We start from the raw sequence: 21,672 nt of genomic DNA, 5'->3' as shown, positions 1-21,672 counted from the left end.
TGTTTTTTATAAAAACGTACAGCATTACCCATCGTTTACGCTAAGGACAGCCATTATGAACGAGCAAGCCATTCGTCAAAATTCTCAACAAACTAGCCAGCCAGCTATAAATCACAATAATAATCAAAACTTTAATCAATCCTCTAGCCAAGAGTCTCCCCCATCATTTAATAGCACGCAAAGCTTTGCCGATATTTATCAGTCCTCTATTGATAATAAAGAGCAGTTTTGGGCAGAGCAAGCCAAGCGGATTTATTGGCATAAAGAGCCTGAGCAAATCCTTGATGACAGCAATTTGCCATTTGCCAAATGGTTCGTCGGCGGTGAAACCAATCTTTGCTACAACTGTGTCGATCGCCACCTTGCAGAGCGCGCTGAGCAAGATGCTTTTATTTGGCTATCCTCTGAAATTAACCAAGAGTTAATCGAAACCTTTCCTGCCGTAGTCGATGCCTTTAAAGACTTGGGCAATAACGTTGAGCTTTATACCGATTATACTAAGCGGCGCCTGACTTATAACGACCTTTATAAAGAAGTGAATTACTTCGCCGATGTGCTACAGCGTCATGGTATCGAGAAGGGCGATCGCGTCATCATTTATATGCCGATGATATTAGAGGCGGCTTACGCCATGCTAGCCTGTGCGCGTATCGGTGCGGTACATTCGGTGGTATTTGGTGGTTTTGCTGCCCATAACTTGGCTATCCGTATGGATGATGCCGAGGCAAAAATGGTCATCACTGTCGATGCAGGTCTACGCGGCGGTAAAGTTATTAATTATAAAAGCCTCGTCAATCAAGGTGTTGAGCAAGCGACAATCAAGCCCGAGCATGTACTAGTGGTCAATCGTGGTGTATTACCGTTCGAGAAAAAATCTATCGATGTCGATTATGCAACCCAGCGTCGTATCAGTTGTGAGGCCAACGCCATTGTTGAGCCAGTTTGGTTAGAGTCAAATACGCCCTCTTATTTGCTTTATACTTCAGGCACCACTGGAACGCCAAAGGGTGTGCAGCGCGATACCGGTGGTCATGCGGTGGCGCTAACGACGTCGATAGATTATATCTACGATGGCAAAGCCGGCGAAACTTTTTGGGCGATATCAGATATCGGCTGGGCAGTTGGGCATTCTTATACCATTTATGCGCCGTTGCTCGCTGGCATGACCAGTGTCATGTATGAAGGTTTGCCGCATCGTCCAAATCCAGGTATTTGGTGGCGGATTGTCGAAGCAAACAAGGTGAATATTTTATTTACCGCACCGACGGGTGTGCGTATGCTGAAAAAACAAGATGAAACGTGGATGACGCGCTACGACGTTTCTAGCCTTAAGTCATTCTTTTTGGCAGGTGAGCCACTCGATGAGTCAACGGCCAATTGGTTGACCAAGCATTTAGGGGTGCCGATTTTAGATCATTATTGGCAGACAGAGTCTGGCTGGCCAATCCTAAGTAACACGCCTAAATTTAATCATAAACCGCACAAACAAGGCTCACCTGGTTATCCTATGTATGGTTATGATGCCCACGTCATCAATGAAGAAACCGGTGAGCTTTGTAAAGCTGACGAAAAGGGCTTGCTCGCCATTCGCGCACCACTGCCGCCTGGTTGTCTTACCACCGTATGGCGTAATGATGAGCGCTTTATCAGCAGCTATTTTGGTCTGTTTGATGGCAAGCACTACTCAACCTCAGACTATGCCGTGACCGACGACGACGGCTATTTTTATATCTTAGGACGCACCGATGATGTGATTAACGTCGCCGGTCATCGTATTGGCACGCAAGAGATTGAAGAGGCCATCAGTACCCATCCAGAGATGGCTGAGTGTGCGGTCGTGGGTATTCAGGATCAGTTAAAAGGCGAGTTGCCCATTGCTTTTTGTGTGCTAAAAGATCATGACCAAGTAGCGACGACCGAAAACCGCTTCCGTATTGAGCAGCAAGTGATTGGGGCAGTGGTAAAATCTCTTGGTGGTATCGCAAGGCCCGCGGCGATTTATTTCCCGCAAGCATTACCCAAAACGCGCTCTGGCAAAATCCTACGCCGTGCTATTCGCGCATTAGCAGAGAATAAGCCTACCGGAGATATGTCAACGCTTGACAATCCAACGGCCATTGACGCCATTAAACAGTCTATGAAAGATTATTAATCTAATGGCGTATCAATTGAAAAAAACCAGCCACCTTTGATACCGAAAAAGCCCATGCACAATCATGGGCTTTTTTTGGCCTAAATGTAGAGACAAGCAGTACACATAAAACACTTGACCCTAAAATTGATTTATTGTTATAGTCAATAATGATACAAAATAAATCACTTTAAAATAAAGCTTTATTCGTAGAAACTTATCGTTTCTAATTCTCTTTATAGATATGAAGATACCGTCAAACGGTAATCTTGCAAAAAAGATAAGGATATCTTATGCACCACGTTCAGCAGCTCATCAATGGTCAATTTGTTGATTCTAATACCAGCGAATGGATTGATATCACCGATCCCGCCACCCAAGAAGTTATCGCTAAAGTCCCTCAAACCACTGATGATGAAATCAATCAAGCCGTCGCTGCCGCTCAGAAAGCCTTTCAGACGTGGCGCAAAACGCCAATCACCACGCGTGCGCGTATCTTTTTAAAGTATCAAGCACTCATACGCGATCATATGGATGAGCTGGCAGAAATCCTGACAGCAGAGCAGGGCAAGACTATCGCTGACGCTCGCGGTGATGTATTCCGTGGTCTAGAAGTCGTCGAACATGCCGCAGGTATTGCCAATCTGCAAATCGGCGACTTCGTTGAAAACGTCGCCTCAGGCGTAGACACTTATAGCATTTGGCAGCCACTTGGCGTCTGTGCTGGTATCACGCCGTTTAACTTCCCAGCGATGATTCCACTATGGATGTTCCCAATGGCGATTGCTACAGGTAATACATTCATTCTAAAGCCTTCTGAACAAGACCCGATGGTGACCATGCGTTTGGTTGAGCTTGCCGTTGAAGCGGGCGTACCTGAAGGTGTGTTAAACGTCGTACATGGCGGCAAGGCGACGGTTGATGCCATTTGTGATCATCCAGATATCAAAGCGGTTTCGTTTGTTGGTTCTACCAACGTCGGCAAGCATGTCTACGAGCGCGCTAGTAAATCTGGCAAACGTGCCCAGTGCATGATGGGTGCCAAAAACCATGGCGTTATCCTACCTGATGCCAATAAAGAGCAAACACTCAATCAGCTAGCGGGTGCAGCCTTTGGTGCCGCCGGTCAACGTTGTATGGCATTGTCAGTCGTGGTGTTAGTCGGTGCAGCAGGTGAATGGATTGACGATATCAAAGCCAAAGCAACAGGCTTAGTCGTATCCGCAGGTAAGCATGATAAAGACTTAGGTCCACTAATTTCTCCTGCCGCAAAAGCCCGTGTTGAGCATTTGATTGATACTGGTGTAGAAGAAGGCGCTAGCTTGATTCTTGATGGTCGTGGCATTACTGTCGAAGGCTATGAGAAAGGCAACTTTGTAGGACCGACTATCTTTGATAATGTCACAAGTGATATGCAAATTTATCAGCAAGAAATCTTTGGGCCTGTTCTGTGTATCATGCGTGCAGCTGACCTTGATGAAGCGATTGAGCTATTGAATGCCAACCCACATGGTAATGGTACGGCGATCTTTACTCAGTCAGGCGCTGCGGCACATAAATTCCAACAAGATGTGCAAGTCGGTCAAATCGGTATTAACTTACCAATTCCTGTGCCACTACCGATGTTCTCATTCTCAGGCTCGCGTGCTAGTAAACTTGGTGATCTCGGTCCTTATGGTAAGCAGGCGGTACAATTCTACACCCAGACCAAGACGGTTACTGCACGTTGGTTTGATGATGAGGCAAGCCGCGGCGTGAATACCACTATTTCAATGTAATCGTTAATCCACTATATTGGCAGCATCTCAACAACATAGCGACAATCTTACTCAGTATGTTTTGACAAAGCATGATTTATGATTGTCGTTTTGTCGCTGCTATACTGTATAACGATATTGAACTGATGACTTATTAAACTTTCTTCACCATATTTGCTATGCAAGCACAAGGATGACCCTATGGATTTCTCATTAACGGAAGACCAAATTGCTTTTCGCCAAACCGCTCGGCAATTTGCCCAAAAAGAGCTAAAGCCGAACGCGGCTGAGTGGGATCGTACCTCACATTTCCCAATCGATGTCATCAAAAAATCAGGTGAGCTTGGATTTTTAGGGTTATATACCAATCCAGAATATGATGGCTTAGGGCTACCGCGCTTAGACTCTGCGATGGTGTTTGAAGAGCTGGCATGGGGTGATACGGCAGTCGCTGCTTATATGAGCATTCATAACATGGCGGGCTGGATGATCGGTGAGTATGGTAGTGATGCTTTGTGTAAAAAGTATTTACCCAATATGGTCAGTGGTGAATGGCTTGGAAGCTATTGCTTAACTGAGCCAAACGCCGGTTCTGATGCTGCCTCATTACGCACCAAAGCTGATAAGCAAGGCGACCATTATGTACTCAATGGCGAAAAAACCTTTATCTCGGGCGCAGGCTCGACTGACGTCTTAGTGGTCATGGCACGTACAGGCGGTGCAGGCCCAAAAGGGGTTTCAGCATTTGTGGTAGACGCTGACAGCGATGGTATTGAGTATGGTAAAAACGAGCATAAAATGGGTTGGAAAGCGCAGCCGACGCGTACCATCAGCTTTAAAGATGTCAAGGTGCCAGCAGAGAATTTAATCGGCGAGGAAGGCCAAGGTTTTCGCATTGCGATGAAAGGCTTAGATGGCGGTCGTATCAATATTGGTATCTGTGCGGTAGGTACGGCGCAGTCAGCGCTAGAGACAGCGACAAATTACGTCCAAGAGCGTAGCCAGTTTGGTAGCCCGATTGCCAGCTTACAGTCCGTACAGTTTAAGCTTGCGGATATGCTCACTCAGACCATTACCGCGCGACAAATGCTGTATCTAGCGGCTAATAAAGTCGATAACAATGATGGGCAAGCTTCTACCTATTGTGCGATGGCAAAGCGTCTTTCCACTGATCTTTGTTTCGATGTTGCCAATGAAGCCTTACAGCTACATGGTGGCTATGGTTATCTAAATGAGTATCCGCTAGAGCGACATGTACGAGACTTGCGTGTTCATCAGATTTTAGAAGGCACTAATGAGATCATGCGAGTGATTGTCTCGCGTCAGCTCATGCAGGATGATGCATTGAGTCAATTGCGTTAATCGAAGTACGCAACTATTTTATGACAATACTTTTATAGCAATACTTTAAGTTCGCTATGGTTTTCTATAGCTATTTTACCTAGCGCTTAACCAATAAATCTTACCAAATTCAGATAAAATAAAGGATTATTTATGACGGATTATACCAACCTCAAGTTATCAATTGACGGTCACATTGCTACCGTAACACTGAATAACCCACCAGCCCATACGTGGACGATGGACAGTCTACCAGCGCTAAAGCAGCTGGTTACTGACCTCAATGCCAATGATGATGTTTACGCCTTAATTATCCATGGCGATGGCGAGAAGTTCTTTTCAGCAGGTGCGGATTTAAACAATTTCTCAGACGGTGATAAAGGCCAAGCAATCAGCATGGCAATCGCGTTTGGTGAAGCGTTTGAAGCGCTATCAGCGTATCGCGGTGTCAGTATCGCGGTTATAAATGGTTATGCGATGGGCGGTGGACTTGAGTGCGCGCTGGCCTGTGATATTCGTATCGCAGAAGCGCATGCACAGATGGCTTTACCAGAGACGGGCGTGGGCTTATTGCCATGCGCGGGCGGTACCCAAAACCTCACTATGTTGGTTGGCGAAGGCTGGGCGAAGCGTATTATATTGTGTGGTGAGCGCGTCGATGCCGAGACCGCATTACGCATTGGCTTAGTCGAAGAAGTTACGGCAAAAGGTGGCGGTTTATTAGCGGCACAAGCATTGGCGCAAAAAGTTGCTAAGCAATCACCTGTTGCCGTCAGTTACTCTAAACAGCTTATCCAAGCCGCAAGAAATACCCCGCCTGCACAAAACCTTATCCATGAGCGCGAAGCTTTTGTTAAGTTATTCGACACCAAAGATCAGCGCGAAGGCGTGCAAGCGTTCTTAGAAAAGCGTAAACCCACTTGGCAAAATAAATAGGCCAAATTAAATCAGACTTAGCGCTAATATTTTTCCTTTTAATTTTTAGGTTACTTTTATGACAGCAGCTACGACAGCGACGGACGATACTAATAATCAAAATTCCGTAGAAACAATCACACAAGAAGCGCCAGTACTGTTCGATACCGAGCCGACAGAGTGTGGCCATCTTATTGGAATAATGACGTTAAACACGCCCAAATCTCTCAATGCGCTCAGTGTTGAGATGTGTCAGTTATTAGCCCAGCAGCTAGAGCAGTGGCAAAATGACGATCAGATAGTGGCATTGGTATTAAAAGGAGCAGGCGACAAGGCGTTTTGTGCTGGCGGCGATATCCGTAAGCTGTATGACAGTATGTCTACCAGTGCGCCGCTACCGAACCCATATGCGACAGAGTTTTTTGGTCATGAATACCGTCTTTATCGGCAGATGCATTTTTATCCAAAGCCATTAATACTCTGGGGTGACGGCATTATTATGGGTGGCGGCATGGGTTTGATGGCTGGCTGTAGTCATCGTTTGGTCACTGAGCGCACCCGCTTTGCTATGCCAGAAGTAACTATTGGACTGTTTCCTGATGCTTCTGGCAGTTGGTTTTTACAGCGCATGCCAGCTAAAACAGGTTTGTTCTTAGGGTTAACAGGTGCGATGTGTAACGGCAATGACGCTTTATTATCTAATCTTGCAGAGTATGCCGTTGCCAGTAGTGATTATGATGCCATCATACAAAGCTTAAAACAGAGCGATTGGCAAGTGGCAGCAGGTAGCACCGATAAATGTCACAACAATAGCGCTCATAGTATCGTTAGTCGCGCGCTGGCAGCACAGCCTGTTGCCGAATTGCCTGCTAGCAAATTAGCAACCTATTGGCATCCTATCCAACAGTTGATGAACAGCGGTGGACTGGGAGATATTGATGCACTTCTACAAAGTGACGAAGCGCTAGCAAAGCTAAACTCAGACTTTGCAGCAGACAGCTGGACGCAGCGGGCAGCAGACACATATCGTCAAGGTTGCCCAGTTACCGCCGCTTTGACCTACGCGCTTTATCATAAAGTCACGGACTTATCGCTAGAACAAGTTCTGTATTTAGAGGCCAACGTAGCGGTACATTGTGCGGCCAATCCTGACTTTAAAGAAGGCGTACGTGCGCTACTAATTGATAAAGATCGCAATCCACAATGGTCGCGTTCATTAGCAGACTGTCTCAGTACCGAAGGGCAGGAATATATACATCAGCACTTTGTGAACCCTTATGCTAAAGGCGAGCATCCTTTGGGCGATTGGTTGGGTGATGAAGCTTTAGGCAGCCAGCTTGTGCGCTAAGAGCTTGTAACCTCGTTATAAGAATCAGGTATAAATTAAAAAACGTAAAACTATGTGTAGCACTGTCTGCATAAGCAATCATCAAGGAGCGATGAGATGGGAACAAAGGATTCAGGTTTAAGCAATAAAGACTCAAATAATACTGGCAAGCCAAATATAGCCTTTATTGGGCTTGGCAATATGGGCGCACCGATGGCAGAGAATTTATTAAAGGCAGGTTATATGCTCTCTGTCTATGATTTGTCTGAAGACGCTACCCAGCGCTTGCAGAAAGCAGGTGCCAGTGTGGCTGCTAGCCCTAAAGATGCTGCGAACAATGCACAAGTCGTCATTAGCATGTTGCCTGCGGGCAAGCACGTCCATTCTGTCTATTTAGGTAATGATGGAGATAATGGGGCCGAAGGCCTACTGGCAGAATTGCCCAAGGGTACGTTGGTCATCGATAGCAGTACCATCGCGGCAGCTGATGCAAGATTGGTAGCAGAAGCAGCAAGTAAGCTTGGTATAGACTTCTTAGATGCGCCAGTCTCTGGCGGTACAGGCGGCGCCATCGCTGGTAGTTTAACGTTCATCGTTGGTGGTAGCGACGATGCGTTCGCCAAAGCTGAGCCGATACTCGCTGTTATGGGCAAAAATATATTTCATGCTGGCGACCACGGTGCTGGACAAGTCGCGAAAATCTGCAATAACATGCTGTTAGGCATTCTAATGGCCGGAACGGCAGAGGCGATTAATTTGGGGGTTAAGAACGGCCTTGACCCTAAAGTGCTATCAGATATTATGCTACAAAGTTCAGGTCGCAATTGGACATTAGAGGTCTATAACCCTTATCCGCAAGTAATGGAGAACGTGCCATCTAGCAATGGTTATAAAGGCGGCTTTATGAGTAAGCTCATGCAAAAAGATCTTAACCTTGCGATGCAAACGGCTAAAGATACGGAAGTTGAAACCCCAATGGGAGCCAAAGCGACAGAACTTTATGAAGCACATACGGTAGACAACGGCGATAAGGACTTTTCTAGTATTATGGCGCGCCATGATAGCTCAGTACTATCTTAATGCTCTAAATGATTAAGTCTCTTAAGCAGTTTTGAATACTGTGGTTTAATGAAGTATTAAAAGACTGTTCTTGATAGTGCGACTAAGAAAAGTATAAAAATAGCCCTGCCCTGAAAGGCTGATGCTAAAATCACCCCAAACGTTGTTGTAAACCTAGCTAAGGTCTCGACATTATCGTCGGTTTACGCCTAGTTTGGGACGATTTTAGCAATCAGCAGTCCTAATATTTGAATGTTCAACAGACCCTAAGTTCATCTATCTATTACCTTCAATTTTGTAGCTCGTATACCAGCGTCTGAATATCCTTCGCCGCTGCCTGCAAACGCGGCACGTGTGTCATTAGCTCATCTAATGACACGCGGATGGTTGGGGCGTGAATATATAAAGAAGCCAAATAGCGTGACTTTTTATCCAACACAGGCACCGATACCGCTACCATCTCTGAAATAAACTCTTCATTATCGATACCAATACCTGTTTCAGCGATACGATCAAGCTCGGCATTTAGAGTATCAACGTCAGTGATCGTATTTTTGGTGAATTTGTCTAGCGGCAGTCCTTGGAGGATTTTGTTGCGACTGGTGGTGGACAATTGACTCAGGTACAGCTTACCTGTAGCGGTACACCACATCGGTGATTTTGCGCCCACTGGTAGATAAATCTGTAATGGCAGCGACGTTTGAGCGCGGTTGGTATAGAGCATATCCATGTGATAGGGAATAGCAATACCACAAGTTTCTTTGATCTCATCAACTAACTTGTGCAAGATCAGCTGTCGTTCATTAAAAAACTGGCGCTGTTGCCAGAGCTCGACACTTAGGTTGCGGACCCGCTTACCGGGTATAATACCGCCACCGATATCAACGGTCACAAACCCTTCATCAACCAAGTTCTGAATTAGTCGATGGATGGTGGGTTTTGGGATATTTAGCTCTTGCGACAGTTCAAGTGGAGAAAGAGGTTTGGAGGCATAGGACACCGCTTCGATAATCTCTAACACACGGGTAATCGACGATACTTTAGGCATAAAAATGGCTCAATAATAAAAAATAATAAGGCAGAGAACGTCAAAACGTTTTAATCGATGAGTCAAATACTGGTAAAGCTAAGACACGACTGAATAACTCTCTAATTTAGCATAATATCAGTCTCAGACAAGCAATAGTCGCACTATGTAGTCAATCCGCTATAAAAGAGTGACAGCCTTTACCCAACTTGAAGTATGATTGCTAATTCTGCACTCGGTTGCCTTTACTCTCTTTTAAATGGAATCAACCATAATTAGTTGAATTATTATTTAAACATAGGCTTGTCGTATGATTCCTGCTCAAAATGGTCTTAGGCCAAAAGCTGCAGGATAAGCAATAAAAGATACGTCAACTCACAAATCACAACAAACTGTAGTAATAAGCCATATAACTACTATTGAATTAGTTTCATGGCTCGTCCATCATAATGACATATTTTGTAATACCATTACATGAACATTAAGCCATTTAGTATTCGTGTCTGTGCTCTTAAGTTACTTTGAGAGCGTTGTGTAACTGGAAGCCGAAGTTTTGCTGGTTAGTGTAGTAATTATTACAATTTCTATGCAATCTTTACATAATGGCAAATAAAAAGCGCGTTTATAGGGGTGACTTTTTGAGCCAAAATTGTTTTAATCTGCTCAACAAAATGATGGTTTAAAAAAAGCTGAATTATCATTTTTTATGGGCGAGTTATTTCACACTTTAGGAGAGTAATTATGAAATTTATTAAACTATCTGCAATCTCTGCCGCTATTCTAGCGTCAACTGCGGCTTTAGCTGCTGAACCTGTTATCGTTGTTGACGAAGCTGATGCTGTTGTATACGAAGCTGAGCCTGTTGCAGTTGCCTATGAAGCTGAGCCTGTTGCTGTCGCTTATCAAGCTGAACCTGCTTATGCATACAATGCCGACGCTGGCATAGTTCGTAACACGACTGGCGCAGTTTTTGGTGGTACTAAAACTTTCTTCCAAACCGCTGTTAACCCAGCCGCTGTTAGCGCTGAAGTGGGTACTTTAGGTTATGGTGCGAACATTGCTTGGTCAATGAACGAAAAAACTGAACTACAAGCTGGTTGGGCAGGCGGTGATGTAGCTGACCTATTCGGCGGTGATTTTGATGCAAATGATGTTAATTATGAAGTTGATTCAGACTTCAGCAACCCGTACCTTGGCGTTCAATACCGTCCTGCAGCTAACTGGTTCACTATGGGTGCTGGTGTTATTGTTCCTGACAACGATATCGATGTAACTGCTAATGCTAATGGTGGTGGTGAAAACAGCTATTACCAAATTAACGATGTTAAGTATAGTGCAGATGATGTAGGTACTCTACAAGGTACGTTGGAACACCGTAACAAGCTAGCTCCTTATGCTACTATTGGTTTCCGTCCTAACATCGGCAACAACTGGGGTGTATTCGGCGAAATCGGTGCAGCATACATGGGTAAAACTGATGCGACTGTTAATGCAAAAAACCCAGAAAAACTAGTAGGCATTTCTAATGGTGTTAATAATGTACCTTCTGGTTTAAATGCTGGCCAAGTTGCAAATCTTGCTGAGCAAGAACTTGAAGATAAAGATTGGTTAGAGTGGTTCCCAATTGTTAAACTTGGTGCAACTTACCGTTTCTAATCTAATCGCAGTCTAAGCACTGTATTTAGAGTAAGTAAAAAAGGCGGCCTTCGGGTCGTTTTTTTATTGTTTATAAGTAATTGATTTAATTAGTAAATATATATTTCTAATATGTTTTGGTAGCCACTTTGGTAGCCATTTTTATAGTTATCTATTCTTATTGGTAGCTATAGGGCGGTCTGTTTGTTCATGACTTGGCAAGCGGTTACCGCTGCTTAAGTAATTTTTATACGTCCGCATAATTAAAAGTTTAGCTATTGCTTTCTGCTTTAACCTCTATTAACTTTTTAACATGCTTGTTTTAACCAATTATAGACGCTAAGTTATACGCTATAAGGGTTCGGCTAGGTTTGCGGCTTTAACCTATTTTTAAAACGGGTTTTATTTTGCGCGTGGCAATAGGTGGGGTGTCCGTTGGTTCGAGCGTAAATATACCAAACAATACCCCCCTCTAACGTGTCCGAAAACTAACACACTCTATCAGGATTGCGAGCGTCCACCGTTTGAATAACTATCTTAACGGGCATTACCTCGCTGTCCTTATCACTATCACCTTTATCTAGCCCCAGTAGCTTAGCTTTTGACATGGTAGCAGCAACCATAGCAGATGCCTGTCCGTTAGCCTTAGCGGTCAATCTAGCATCGTCTAATTCTGTCATCAGGTCATCAATATTCATTTTCATTCTTTACCCCATAATATTTTTATAGGTTATCGCTGCTTGCTCAGACGACAATTCATTCATCAGCTCGCTAATGGTTTGCACCTCATCGGCATAAACATCTTTAATCACTGGCTTATCTAACCCTGTCAGCTTTGCCATAGTAGCAGTGGCTTGTATCATTGCAGACGGTTTGCGGTCATCTATGGCGATTTGCCTTGCCTGTTCTAACTGATCGAGTAAGTCATCAAGTGTTAATCTGCTCATGGCTCAATACTCCTCATCTAATCGCTTACTGATTGCCAGTGCCACTTCAGGCGTTAATGGTTCTGGTGATACACCTGCGATATTAAAAACGACTGGCTGACCGTTATGCGGTGTTATGTCCCTCATGTTATCCATGCCTAGTAACTTGGCTTGGCTCATGGTGGCTGTGACTATGGCGTTCGGATTGCGGTCATCAATCGCTATCTGCTTTGCTGTCTGCAAGTCTGCTATCAGGTCGTTAAGGTCTGGTAATCGCATTTGCTTACCTCTTATCTTGTGCAATTTAGTTTATCAAGGGTTGATTGCCATACCTCAACACTAAGTCGGTCATGCTCATTTACCAACCTATCAAACGTCTTTGAGTGCATGTAGCGAGGCTTTGCACCAATGCCATGAATAACGCCTTGCTGCCAACCTAAACGCGCTCTAATCGCTGCTATTCGACTGAATACACGGTCAATCGGTTGCTGTAACTGGCTGCCATAATTAGCCCCGATGCAATGACGGCAAACATACAAGCCAGCGCAATATAAGGTCGATGTTCTATGACGGCATTTAGGGCATAGCCACCAGTAACGATAACCGCCATAGTTGCATGACGTTTTTGTTAGCTGAATAGAGTATTGATAGGGTTTGCTGCGATGGTTATAACTGACTTCGATGCTTTTAGCGTTACCTTCTCTTAGCTGCTCACGATAGCGTGAGATAGGTAACTTTAAGTAGTCGTTTAAGCTGTGAGTAGTGGCAAGTGCTGGCATGATGATCTCTAATTGTTATCTAAATCATTAGGTAAATTCATCTTTATCATAACATAGTGAGTATTTTTAACCTCACGTTTTCTATACTTAAGTGCTCGTTATGCCTGCTAATATTACTTTATGCCCTGCTAAAATCTGCTAAAATCTGCTAAAGTTGCTAAAGTTCGCTCTATCCCTTTATTTATAAGGCTTTTGACTTAGCTAGCCACCTGCTAAGGGTCGCTAAAGTTGCTAAAGTTCGTCTGCATTGGCTAGGTTTAGCTAAAGATTAGCAAGTCTAGCAATGCTTAGCAGTCATACAGCTAAAGTAAAGCCCTTAACTGGTAAGGGCTGTAGGTAAGTTTAGCAAGTTTAGCGGCTTTTACTGGTCGCTAATCAGTCATAAGCTTAGGATTAACATACACTAAGCGGCGGCGGCCCTCACTTTCTAGCCTGATATGCCCCATGCTTTCAAGATCATCAAGTAAGTAATTAAGCTTTTTACCTCTTAGCGCATTGGGTGCATGCTGTGTCACAAAAGACTTGTTTAATACCGCTGGGTTTTTGTCTTTGGCTTTGTCTATTAGCCAGTTGCTTAACTTCTCAATGTCGGTTTGTTCACCGGTTGGCGTTGCATCTTGATAGCGCAAGCGTTCGGCCGTTGAGTAGCTAACCAACATAAAAGCCCGTTTAATGTCATCGGTAGTAATGGTCTTACGTTTATCAAAGAATGCTATCAAGGTGGCTATGCGGCTGGCATTTTCTGCCATACGTGAGGCATACGCTTTTAAGTATTCTAACGGCATGTTTTTAGCTTGCTGGTTCTCTATGGCCTGCATATGCTCATAGAATACTTGTTCTGTCTGCTTATCTTGCCAGCTCATCTTAAAGCGTTTGGGTGCTCCTTTCTCATCAGTGGGCGCGTTGCTGTCCACGGGGTCTAATAGGTCGCTGCATCTGCTCCAATAGGCTTGTAGGTCGCTATCCATAAACGGGCTTTGCTGTCTGCGCTCTATATCGTCCCATGTTCTATAACCTTGCAAGCTGTTAGGGCAAGCAATTAAGGCCCTTGCTAAAAAGCCTTGCTGGTTCATCATGTCATCAGTTAAGGCCGGTTCTAAGATAATACGTTGAGCCATTAGCATTAACGTCATACGCACGTTATAGGCTTTGGTGCGTGGGTTTGCATAAGCGTTCTTTTGTGATCGTGTCCGGTTCACTTCGCCGCCGCTGTAAAGGTCGGTAATGGCTGCTAGTGCGTTGCCGGCTGTGTCACCTTTCATGGTATGACCATTAAAGAATTGGGCTGCGTCATCAGTGGACCATGATGCATCTGTAATTTCACCATTAACAAACTTATCTAATACCGGCTCAATAGTGGCATCTTTAAATAGCCGTTCGGGGTTGTGGGGTGCTGGCTCATTGGCTTGGTAGTCTTTGAGTTCTGCACCTTTTAAGCTGGCAAGCTGTGCTTTGTGCTCCTCATGCCTTGTTATATATTGCTCATACTGTTTCTGCTCATACTCTTTTATTTTATGGTGGCTTAAGTCCATCGCTTGCGTTTTGCCGCTGCCACTTTCCCCCTCAGTGATCAAGATCAGGCTTGCCGGCATATGCTTATAGCCAATAGGTGCATCAACGTGGGCCTGTCCCATGTGGGCTAGTGCGCCTAAGATACATTGACCGGCCATAGCATCAGGCACTTGCTGATAATAAGCTATTTTCTTAATGACCTTTTGTAGCAGTCCGTCCCATGCTTCTATTGGGTAGCGTGTCGGCTTGCTTGGGTCACTTGATAGCGGTTCAGGTGTGGGCCATGCTATGGTTTTAAGGTCGATTATCTTTGTATCATCAAGGGCTAGTATGGCCTGATAAGTTAAGCGGCCATACTCTAAGTGCTCTAATACAGTGCGATCACTAGTAATAACGGCCCTTACGTTTGAGCCTATCAGTGGCTTGATAAACTTGTCTTTAACGTCCGCTGTGGTTATCACGGTAACGGGTGCATCTTGTGCAAAATGCTTAACCATGTCATTAAATGACCACTCATCACGGCTGGCTAGTATCGTTACCGGTTCACCTAACAAAAGATAAGACAGCTCTACGGCATCAGCTATATTATCAACGGCTATAAGTTCGTGGGTGCTGTCCATCGTGCCAATGATAAAAGCGGCCGTTTCAAAAGGATCAGTCACTATATAATCTTTGGGCTTGCCGTTTGGTGGTATGCATAACAAGTTTACCGGCTCATAGTCTTTGTTATGCAATACTAGGCCCACCATGCCCGTGGTTAGCAGCTCACCTTGATTTACTGACAAATTAGCCTTAATATCTAGTAGTCTGCTAGGTTCTAAAATATCGTGTAATTTCTTTAGCAGTTCGTCATCTTGTAGCGTTTGCGCCGTTGCTGGTTGATGTTCACCTAAAATGCTAACTAAGCCCGCCTTGCCGCGGGTTTTTTCTTGGCTGTCGGTTGGTGTGGTCATTGTTTGCCCTCCTTGCCGTCATCAACATATGATTGCTGTATCTTGTCCGCTGCCCGTTTGATTTGGTGGTAGCGTTGCATCTCTTTATCACGCCTTTTCTGTTCCCTGCCATGTATTGATTTAGCATAGGCCAGTTGAGCGTCCATAAAGGTTTTAGGGTTATCGCTGCTCATAAGTTACCCCTTGCAATTGTACTGGCTCGCAAGCGATCAATGCCAATGCTAAGCCAATGCCTGTAACCCATGCCATAAAGATGATAAAGCTAATTAGTAAGCCGCGTTTATGTGGCTCATTGCCATTATCTGCCCCGTTGTGGGGTTCAAGGTCAGTTTTGCGGTTATTATCACTCATGGCTGGCTACCTCCATTTGGTACGGTAATGCGTGTTCACAAAACATGTCACTAACAATGCCTGCTAGCTCGCTACTGGCATAAAGTGCGGCTTTGACTGCCACAAGTACGCCTTGACTAACATCATCTTTTGTTTTGATAGCATCTAGCGCGGTGGCTAGGTGTTCGGTATCGTTGTAAATATCTTGTATGCGGTCATACATAAGCCGTAAGTACAAACTATCTACGGTCATTAGGCGTTCGGCTGGCGTGTCGCTTGATATGCTGGGGTGGTTGCTCATTTGGTCACCTCATTGTCAATATCAATCCAATAGACGTTCCAGTGTTTGCCGTCTTTATCTACTCGCTTGCGCTGTATGGTTAAGCCTGTATTTTCTAGCTGGTTAATGCGAGTGGGTAGCGTGGCTATTCTATAAAGTTCGATAGCTTGCCAGCGTGTGATTGATTGACCAGTTAAAAGATGATCTTTAATGATTTGGTTTTGGGTGCGTTTTAGATTATCCATGATTAAGCCCCCTCATTAGTAGCGTTTAGATAGTCCACAATGTCGCTACCTTTGAAGTAGTAAACGCCATTGATAGATAACGGCTTTGTTATCGTGCCAGCTTTGATCCATCTACGGACGGTCTCAGGGTGCTTATGAAATACATCAGCTATCTGCTTAACCTGATAAAGCTCTTTTGGGTTCGCCAATAGGTAAGCTAAATTTAGCTTATTGGTGGGTGCTGCGTGGGTAGTGTTAGGCATTGCCTTAACTCCTTAACGGTTGTGGATTAATGTCGTTAAAGAGATATTATTGTAGGTAGGTGCTGTAAGGAATATTTATGCGTGTATAGCGCATGGTATGCCTGCATAGCGTGTTGTATGCCTGCATACCACAGTATGATAGGTTATGAAAAATCGCCTTTACGGGCTTCGCTTAACCATCGTTTGATAGAGTCATAAGACGGCTTTTTACCTGTTTCTATATTCTGCTTTATATATTCGGCTGTTTCAGCAAAAGTAGTAAAGTTCTGTTCGTCCATGATCTGTAAGTATTGTTTCTTTTTTTCAGGTCTGGTTTGATTGTGTTTTGACCATCGTTTATCAGCTGCTTTTTTACCAATAGTTGATACTACTGTTTCCATATAACTTATGTCATCAAAACTAGCATTAGTTAATGCACCTCCATATATCAGGATTGCCAATTCATGATGTTTACAAGATACATGATAAAAGCCAAGATCATAGGCTAAATAAGATAAGCATCTATATAAAATTATTTTTAGTATTTCAGTTAGATTGCAATCTAATAACCTATTCTTTTCTTCTATTACATACCTATGTAATATCTCATTCACTAAATCGTTATCATCTGCATACAATACAAAATTACGCGCTATATTCTTGAAGGCAGACATTACAAAAACATTCAAACTACATTCACAATCATAATCACAGCCACAATCAGGGTCGCCACTAAAATCATTATTTTTTTTATAATCTAACTCGGATTGTCGTACATAACTATTTACGTATGACTCTATATGCTCTAAAAAAGATAAGTTATTTTTAGACTGAATTTCACTGCAATCTATGTCATGTAAAATTGCGTTTGCAATGAAGTCATTACAGGGTGTTGATAAGTTAATTTCAAAAGCTGTATTCAATAATTTATACTGACGCGCCTCATTTTCTTTATCACACATAATCATGCCTTACTTGTCATTCATACCTTAATAAAAATAGGTGCAAGGCATGCCAGCCTAAGGCATGAAATGGCTGGCGTTCGGGTAATTAGTCCTAGCCTTGCATGGTCATTGTAGCAGCGTCTTAGCCCTGCTTTTGTGCTTGTTGTTTAAAATCAGCATGAATAACATTATCAAACTTGCCAGCTTTTACATCGTCTAGGTAGTTTGCCCAGTCATTCATCATTTTTGCTCTTTGATCTAAGCCAGTCATGCGATTGTATGCCGTACCGTAAGCGTTAAGCATACGGTGACCTAGTGCCAGTTCGGTTATCAGTTCGTCATAGCCTAGCCGCTCCATCAGCATGGTTTTTGCGCTACTTCTAAAACCATGTGGGCTATGAATACCTTTATAGCCCTGCCTGTTATTCATTAGATCACTGTTTAATACTTTGTTTATTTCTTGCGTATGGTGGTAAGGCTCAGTTCTACGCCTTGGATTATGGAATACATACTTGCTATTACCTGTCAGGCTTTGCATCTGCTCCAATATAGCTATGGCTTGCGGTGCTAGTGGTATAACTATGCTAGCCACCATATCGCCCCTGTTACCTGCCTTTTGTGGTTTAAGTTCCCATTGCTTTTTAAGCCAGTCAATATCTACCCACTGCATAGCGCAAGCATCACCAACGCGAACAAACGTTAATGATAGTAGCTGCAATATACGTTTGTTATATAGCTGGCTTGCATCGTCTAACTGGTCAATATCTTTTATCAGTTCTGCAAACTCTTTAGGGTCTGTTAGTGAAGGGTAGTGTGAGGGCTTATGAGTTTTGAGCGTGCCTTGCAAGTCGCTTGCTGGGTTGTACTCTATAATCATGTGTTTTTTGGCTAGCTGTAAAATGCTTTTAAGTAGCTTTTTAATCCTTAGTCCTTTGTCTGGGTTTTCTTTTTGAATACTGGTTATAAACTTAATGACTAGGCTAGGGGTTATGTCAGTCACACGCATTTGCCCTAAATTCTTTTGAATAGGTCTTAGCAGTATTTCATTATTATGATTTGTGCTATAGCTTAGATTTTTGCTGGCTTGTAAGTCTTGCCATTCACTAATGAAGTGATCTAGCGTGTTAAGCCTGTCTAGTAAGTCCTTTTGCTTTTCATTCTCTTTATGCTCTAAAGGGTCTGTACCTTTGGCTAGTAATGCCGTGTTATCTCTGTACATATCCCTAGCATCAGCAAGCGTTAAAGCTGGGTATTGTCCTAGCGTCATGTATGGACGTTTACCAGTAATAGGGTGGGTGTAGCGGTGTCTAAAATCTATTGCAGCATCTAAGCCATTCTTATGCGGTCTTATCCGTACTTCTAAGCCTTTATAGCCAGCAATGGGGTAGCTGACTGTCTTACCAGCTTGAATAGTATCTTTAACGGCTTTTTGGATTTGTGAGTCTAGCTTGATAGTTTTCTTTGTCATATCTTAACCCCATTGTAGGTAGCCAATCTGGTAGCCATTTTTTGATATTTGGTAGCCACTTTGGTAGCCATTCAAAACGCTTTACATTGTAGGGCAATGTTGTACGTTGTAAGCTATGATATATCTAATAGCCTTTAATATCAATGGATATGAGGTTATATTTAAAGAAAATTGTTATTTGAAATTAGATGATATTTGATGAAGTAAATTAGAAAAATGCGTCCTTCGGGTCGTCTTTTTTTGTTTGCATTAAAGCGGTAATCAGTAAAGTATTATCCAAGTAGGTGAATAATCTGGGCTATCTAAAAAATAACGACAGTTTGCTGCGACGATAAAACCGCAATGTGATAGTCAGTCTTATCATCACCAGTGATAACGAAAGATGATTTCTCACTCATTTTGTCAACCAAGCTGGGCAGTAAATAAGAGTAATCCATTCCCAATCCTTGCGCCAATTTATACTGATGAATCTTGATAAAGCTTTCTTTTATTTGCCAAAACAGCTTAGTCATGGTGCTGCGATCGCTTGCTGATAAGGCTTGTAAGGCGGCAATTTCATAAGGATGATAAAAGCGCTGTGCCACGTTCCGTGCAACCTCATTGGTCTCTATATCGATACCTACGGCGTGACGTCGACTGATGGCCACTGCAATTTTATTATTAGAAGATTTATGGCTAGGGTGACGAAAGTCTGTATCACTATCTGTATGCCTATCGTTTTTATAACCCGCACCCGTATGGCTAAAACATACGTAATATTTACTGTTCATCAGTCGATACGGGAAGTCGGATTCATCTAAGGTGTCAGTGATTGCTAACTTATTGAGCAATGCTTTTAACAGTAGCCGAACGCCTTTGCGTTGTTGCTGACGTTGATTGTAAGCGATATCCCGCACAGACAAATGACTTTGCGATGTATAATGCTGCCAGTTAGCATCATGTAGCTGATGCAAATTCATATCTGGTATATTAAAAACGGATAAGCATGCCGATTTACTCCTTGTTTCTCTAAGGTGTAAAGAGAGAGATTCGCTCACCTCTGCGGTAGCGCACCATGTCATTGGAGCAAGCTGAGTATATTTAACGTCTATTAACTGCAATTTTTGCATCATTATTATTCATTTTGTGCTTTTTGATATCCGCTATCTTAACTGACTGAAATGCAAAAAGCCCAGCAATATTGATATTACTGGGCTTTGATAAAGCGTATAAAGCTTTATGGATTATTGGCAGTTTACTTGATTTTAGTAAGACAACTCAGCACGGCGGTTTTGTGCATAGGCGTCTTCAGTATTGCCAGCTGCCGCAGGACGCTCTTCGCCATAGCTGATGACACGAATGTTATTTACAGCAACACCTTGAGCAGCAAGATAGTCACGTGCTGCTTGGGCACGGCGCTCACCAAGGGCGATATTGTATTCACGGCTACCGCGTTCATCGGTATGACCAGCGATCACGACACCAGCGGCTGGGTTTGAGCTTAACAAGCCTGCGTGTTGGTTCAACACACTGGCTGCTTGTGAGGTGATTTCACTGCTATCAAAGCCAAAGTAAACAACCGCTTGTAAGTTTTCAGCACCAGTAATAACGGCGTTTGAATTGTCTACAATAACAGCACCATTGTAGCCAGCTTGACCACCTGGGATACCTAGTGGTGCAACCACGACTTCAGAGGTAGCACGCTTGGTTGCACAACCTGTGGTAATGGCAACGGCGCTTGATAATACAGCGAGGACAGCGATCTTAGAAAAACTGATTGACATGACGAGCTCCTAAAATTTTAATTAGATTTGTTGTTTTAAACTGCTTACGATAAAACTTAGGCAATTACTATCTATCATATACTAAATGTTACTTTATGTAAGTAGTATTACTGTAAATAATCTGCAAATTACATAAGGTCTTTCATACTATTCAAACAACACGCGAATTTTTACCAACGATGTTTGCCCCAGTTTTCAGGATTGGCCCAATAATCTGCATTGAGCCAGTTTGGTAATTGCTTATAATCGTACAAATTAAATTGCCATAATGTTGGTAATGAGGAGTCTGGTAGGGAGTCATCTATAGCACTGCTGCCAGTTACTTTCACAGACGGTTCGTCTAAAATATCAAATGGCGTAAAGCCATAAGCTTTTAGGTCTATGGAGCTATCAAGTGCAATCAGTAGATGCGCGGCATAAAGATCGCGATAGCGCATGAGCAATGGAATATATTGTGGTAATAGCTCTGCTGATAAAGTGGGTAGCCAAAAGCAGGCGAGCTCATAACGTTCTGATAATTGCTGTTGCGTAAGTTCTGATAACGTTGATAAATGCATTTTTCCATTTTCATCAGCGTATTTTTTCAGTGTTGGCTGTAGGGCTAAACGCTCAGTTTTATCTTGCACCACCCACAGCAAATCAGAGCTATCATTGATTTGATCAAAAGTGATTTGATCAGCAGTGGTTTGTTCATTCGTGTCTGGCGACTTCACTTGTGTTGCTAATGATGGTAATAGCACATCAATATAATCTATTAAGAGTGGTAGGGTAATAGTTGCGCGATTAGCAGATTGTGTTGTCATTAATAAACCATTGATTGTTGGTGAGCTGTGTCTCTATTAAATCATTTTCATGGCGACTATCCAATGGATGATTGACGCTTTTGATATTTGCGTCGGATGATAGGCGTAATAATCTTGAGGGTTGCTCTTGAAATCTGCTGGTTTAGGTCAATGTAGCTAAATGTCGCTATTATTCTAATGATCATAAAAATTGTGCATAATTGACGTCCCGCCCTAATGTGATTTACCCAAATTTTTACTATAAATAATAATAGGA

At 43.2% G+C, this 21,672-nt stretch carries 23 protein-coding genes; 7 read left to right on the top strand and 16 right to left on the bottom strand.

Annotated elements, in window-relative coordinates:
• The first annotated feature begins 55 nt into the window (after nucleotides 1–55).
• From W293_RS0100890 to mmsB, 6 genes are all read left to right on the top strand, one after another.
• Nucleotides 56–2,152 (top strand): propionate--CoA ligase, encoded by a 2,097-nt coding sequence (locus tag W293_RS0100890; RefSeq protein WP_025650656.1) that lies wholly within the window; start codon nucleotides 56–58, stop codon nucleotides 2,150–2,152.
• Nucleotides 2,153–2,424: 272 nt separating this feature from the next.
• Nucleotides 2,425–3,909, top strand: a complete 1,485-nt coding sequence (locus tag W293_RS0100885) for a CoA-acylating methylmalonate-semialdehyde dehydrogenase (protein WP_025650655.1) — start codon at nucleotides 2,425–2,427, stop codon at nucleotides 3,907–3,909.
• Between the two features lie 180 nt (nucleotides 3,910–4,089).
• Nucleotides 4,090–5,250 carry an acyl-CoA dehydrogenase family protein gene (locus W293_RS0100880; protein ID WP_025650654.1) on the top strand — a complete coding sequence of 387 codons (1,161 nt, stop codon included), beginning with the start codon at nucleotides 4,090–4,092 and terminating at the stop codon, nucleotides 5,248–5,250.
• A gap of 132 nt (nucleotides 5,251–5,382) precedes the next feature.
• Entirely contained in the window at nucleotides 5,383–6,165 is a 783-nt protein-coding gene (locus tag W293_RS0100875) for an enoyl-CoA hydratase (RefSeq protein ID WP_025650653.1), read from the top strand.
• Between the two features lie 58 nt (nucleotides 6,166–6,223).
• A complete protein-coding gene (locus W293_RS0100870; RefSeq protein ID WP_025650652.1) occupies nucleotides 6,224–7,492 on the top strand; it encodes an enoyl-CoA hydratase/isomerase family protein in 1,269 nt (422 codons plus the stop codon).
• A gap of 96 nt (nucleotides 7,493–7,588) precedes the next feature.
• Nucleotides 7,589–8,551, top strand: coding sequence for a 3-hydroxyisobutyrate dehydrogenase (gene mmsB / locus W293_RS0100865; RefSeq protein ID WP_025650651.1), 963 nt, complete (start codon nucleotides 7,589–7,591; stop codon nucleotides 8,549–8,551).
• Nucleotides 8,552–8,819: 268 nt separating this feature from the next.
• Here mmsB and W293_RS0100860 read toward each other — a convergent pair whose 3' ends face one another.
• Complete coding sequence (locus W293_RS0100860; RefSeq protein WP_025650650.1) at nucleotides 8,820–9,578, bottom strand: IclR family transcriptional regulator; 759 nt, start codon at nucleotides 9,576–9,578, stop codon at nucleotides 8,820–8,822.
• Nucleotides 9,579–10,298: 720 nt separating this feature from the next.
• Here W293_RS0100860 and W293_RS0100855 point away from each other — a divergent pair.
• Nucleotides 10,299–11,213, top strand: a complete 915-nt coding sequence (locus tag W293_RS0100855; RefSeq protein WP_025650649.1) for a hypothetical protein — start codon at nucleotides 10,299–10,301, stop codon at nucleotides 11,211–11,213.
• Between the two features lie 467 nt (nucleotides 11,214–11,680).
• Here W293_RS0100855 and W293_RS0100850 read toward each other — a convergent pair whose 3' ends face one another.
• The 15 genes from W293_RS0100850 to W293_RS0100780 all read right to left on the bottom strand — a co-directional run bounded on the left by W293_RS0100850 (nucleotide 11,681) and on the right by W293_RS0100780 (nucleotide 21,416).
• The gene (locus W293_RS0100850) at nucleotides 11,681–11,896 is read right to left on the bottom strand and encodes a hypothetical protein (RefSeq protein WP_156915596.1); all 216 of its coding nucleotides are present in this window, start codon (nucleotides 11,894–11,896) and stop codon (nucleotides 11,681–11,683) included.
• Between the two features lie 3 nt (nucleotides 11,897–11,899).
• Nucleotides 11,900–12,139, bottom strand: coding sequence for a hypothetical protein (locus W293_RS0100845; protein WP_025650647.1), 240 nt, complete (start codon nucleotides 12,137–12,139; stop codon nucleotides 11,900–11,902).
• Between the two features lie 3 nt (nucleotides 12,140–12,142).
• On the bottom strand, nucleotides 12,143–12,397 hold the full coding sequence (locus W293_RS0100840; protein WP_025650646.1) for a hypothetical protein: 255 nt from the start codon (nucleotides 12,395–12,397) through the stop codon (nucleotides 12,143–12,145).
• 11 nt (nucleotides 12,398–12,408) lie between these two features.
• Entirely contained in the window at nucleotides 12,409–12,897 is a 489-nt protein-coding gene (locus tag W293_RS17120) for a hypothetical protein (RefSeq protein WP_025650645.1), read from the bottom strand.
• 371 nt (nucleotides 12,898–13,268) lie between these two features.
• Complete coding sequence (locus W293_RS15860; RefSeq protein ID WP_025650644.1) at nucleotides 13,269–15,362, bottom strand: DUF3987 domain-containing protein; 2,094 nt, start codon at nucleotides 15,360–15,362, stop codon at nucleotides 13,269–13,271.
• Nucleotides 15,359–15,535, bottom strand: coding sequence for a hypothetical protein (locus tag W293_RS17115; RefSeq protein WP_156915597.1), 177 nt, complete (start codon nucleotides 15,533–15,535; stop codon nucleotides 15,359–15,361). Before W293_RS17115 ends, W293_RS15860 begins: the two co-directional genes overlap by 4 nt.
• The gene (locus W293_RS0100820) at nucleotides 15,522–15,713 is read right to left on the bottom strand and encodes a hypothetical protein (protein WP_025650643.1); all 192 of its coding nucleotides are present in this window, start codon (nucleotides 15,711–15,713) and stop codon (nucleotides 15,522–15,524) included. Before W293_RS0100820 ends, W293_RS17115 begins: the two co-directional genes overlap by 14 nt.
• Nucleotides 15,706–15,993: a hypothetical protein gene (locus W293_RS0100815; protein WP_025650642.1), complete on the bottom strand. Its 288-nt coding sequence runs from the start codon at nucleotides 15,991–15,993 to the stop codon at nucleotides 15,706–15,708. Before W293_RS0100815 ends, W293_RS0100820 begins: the two co-directional genes overlap by 8 nt.
• Nucleotides 15,990–16,217, bottom strand: a complete 228-nt coding sequence (locus tag W293_RS0100810) for a helix-turn-helix domain-containing protein (RefSeq protein ID WP_025650640.1) — start codon at nucleotides 16,215–16,217, stop codon at nucleotides 15,990–15,992. The genes W293_RS0100815 and W293_RS0100810 overlap by 4 nt, the downstream gene beginning before the upstream one ends.
• Before the next feature lie 2 nt (nucleotides 16,218–16,219).
• Entirely contained in the window at nucleotides 16,220–16,459 is a 240-nt protein-coding gene (locus W293_RS0100805; RefSeq protein WP_025650639.1) for a helix-turn-helix domain-containing protein, read from the bottom strand.
• A gap of 143 nt (nucleotides 16,460–16,602) precedes the next feature.
• Nucleotides 16,603–17,400 (bottom strand): hypothetical protein, encoded by a 798-nt coding sequence (locus tag W293_RS0100800; RefSeq protein WP_025650638.1) that lies wholly within the window; start codon nucleotides 17,398–17,400, stop codon nucleotides 16,603–16,605.
• 124 nt (nucleotides 17,401–17,524) lie between these two features.
• Nucleotides 17,525–18,850, bottom strand: coding sequence for a tyrosine-type recombinase/integrase (locus tag W293_RS0100795; protein WP_025650637.1), 1,326 nt, complete (start codon nucleotides 18,848–18,850; stop codon nucleotides 17,525–17,527).
• Nucleotides 18,851–19,152: 302 nt separating this feature from the next.
• On the bottom strand, nucleotides 19,153–19,962 hold the full coding sequence (locus W293_RS15855; protein WP_025650636.1) for a 4'-phosphopantetheinyl transferase family protein: 810 nt from the start codon (nucleotides 19,960–19,962) through the stop codon (nucleotides 19,153–19,155).
• A gap of 132 nt (nucleotides 19,963–20,094) precedes the next feature.
• Nucleotides 20,095–20,613 (bottom strand): peptidoglycan-associated lipoprotein Pal, encoded by a 519-nt coding sequence (gene pal / locus W293_RS0100785; RefSeq protein ID WP_025650635.1) that lies wholly within the window; start codon nucleotides 20,611–20,613, stop codon nucleotides 20,095–20,097.
• A 170-nt stretch (nucleotides 20,614–20,783) separates the two neighbouring features.
• Nucleotides 20,784–21,416 (bottom strand): DUF6231 family protein, encoded by a 633-nt coding sequence (locus tag W293_RS0100780; protein ID WP_025650634.1) that lies wholly within the window; start codon nucleotides 21,414–21,416, stop codon nucleotides 20,784–20,786.
• Nucleotides 21,417–21,672 lie beyond the last annotated feature (256 nt).

The organism is Psychrobacter sp. TB67 (assembly GCF_000511065.1).
GTDB classification, from domain to species: domain Bacteria; phylum Pseudomonadota; class Gammaproteobacteria; order Pseudomonadales; family Moraxellaceae; genus Psychrobacter; species Psychrobacter okhotskensis.
The sequence above is the reverse complement of the archived record's forward strand: the minus strand, read 5'-3'. Positions and strand labels throughout refer to the sequence as shown.

Coding starts and splice junctions, on each gene's coding strand:
- W293_RS0100890 (WP_025650656.1), top strand. CDS start 56: ATGAACGAGCAAGCCATTCGTCAAAATTCTCAACAAACTAGCCAGCCA.
- W293_RS0100885 (WP_025650655.1), top strand. CDS start 2,425: ATGCACCACGTTCAGCAGCTCATCAATGGTCAATTTGTTGATTCTAAT.
- W293_RS0100880 (WP_025650654.1), top strand. CDS start 4,090: ATGGATTTCTCATTAACGGAAGACCAAATTGCTTTTCGCCAAACCGCT.
- W293_RS0100875 (WP_025650653.1), top strand. CDS start 5,383: ATGACGGATTATACCAACCTCAAGTTATCAATTGACGGTCACATTGCT.
- W293_RS0100870 (WP_025650652.1), top strand. CDS start 6,224: ATGACAGCAGCTACGACAGCGACGGACGATACTAATAATCAAAATTCC.
- mmsB (WP_025650651.1), top strand. CDS start 7,589: ATGGGAACAAAGGATTCAGGTTTAAGCAATAAAGACTCAAATAATACT.
- W293_RS0100860 (WP_025650650.1), bottom strand. CDS start 9,578: ATGCCTAAAGTATCGTCGATTACCCGTGTGTTAGAGATTATCGAAGCG.
- W293_RS0100855 (WP_025650649.1), top strand. CDS start 10,299: ATGAAATTTATTAAACTATCTGCAATCTCTGCCGCTATTCTAGCGTCA.
- W293_RS0100850 (WP_156915596.1), bottom strand. CDS start 11,896: ATGAAAATGAATATTGATGACCTGATGACAGAATTAGACGATGCTAGA.
- W293_RS0100845 (WP_025650647.1), bottom strand. CDS start 12,139: ATGAGCAGATTAACACTTGATGACTTACTCGATCAGTTAGAACAGGCA.
- W293_RS0100840 (WP_025650646.1), bottom strand. CDS start 12,397: ATGCGATTACCAGACCTTAACGACCTGATAGCAGACTTGCAGACAGCA.
- W293_RS17120 (WP_025650645.1), bottom strand. CDS start 12,897: ATGCCAGCACTTGCCACTACTCACAGCTTAAACGACTACTTAAAGTTA.
- W293_RS15860 (WP_025650644.1), bottom strand. CDS start 15,362: ATGACCACACCAACCGACAGCCAAGAAAAAACCCGCGGCAAGGCGGGC.
- W293_RS17115 (WP_156915597.1), bottom strand. CDS start 15,535: ATGAGCAGCGATAACCCTAAAACCTTTATGGACGCTCAACTGGCCTAT.
- W293_RS0100820 (WP_025650643.1), bottom strand. CDS start 15,713: ATGAGTGATAATAACCGCAAAACTGACCTTGAACCCCACAACGGGGCA.
- W293_RS0100815 (WP_025650642.1), bottom strand. CDS start 15,993: ATGAGCAACCACCCCAGCATATCAAGCGACACGCCAGCCGAACGCCTA.
- W293_RS0100810 (WP_025650640.1), bottom strand. CDS start 16,217: ATGGATAATCTAAAACGCACCCAAAACCAAATCATTAAAGATCATCTT.
- W293_RS0100805 (WP_025650639.1), bottom strand. CDS start 16,459: ATGCCTAACACTACCCACGCAGCACCCACCAATAAGCTAAATTTAGCT.
- W293_RS0100800 (WP_025650638.1), bottom strand. CDS start 17,400: ATGTGTGATAAAGAAAATGAGGCGCGTCAGTATAAATTATTGAATACA.
- W293_RS0100795 (WP_025650637.1), bottom strand. CDS start 18,850: ATGACAAAGAAAACTATCAAGCTAGACTCACAAATCCAAAAAGCCGTT.
- W293_RS15855 (WP_025650636.1), bottom strand. CDS start 19,962: ATGATGCAAAAATTGCAGTTAATAGACGTTAAATATACTCAGCTTGCT.
- pal (WP_025650635.1), bottom strand. CDS start 20,613: ATGTCAATCAGTTTTTCTAAGATCGCTGTCCTCGCTGTATTATCAAGC.
- W293_RS0100780 (WP_025650634.1), bottom strand. CDS start 21,416: ATGACAACACAATCTGCTAATCGCGCAACTATTACCCTACCACTCTTA.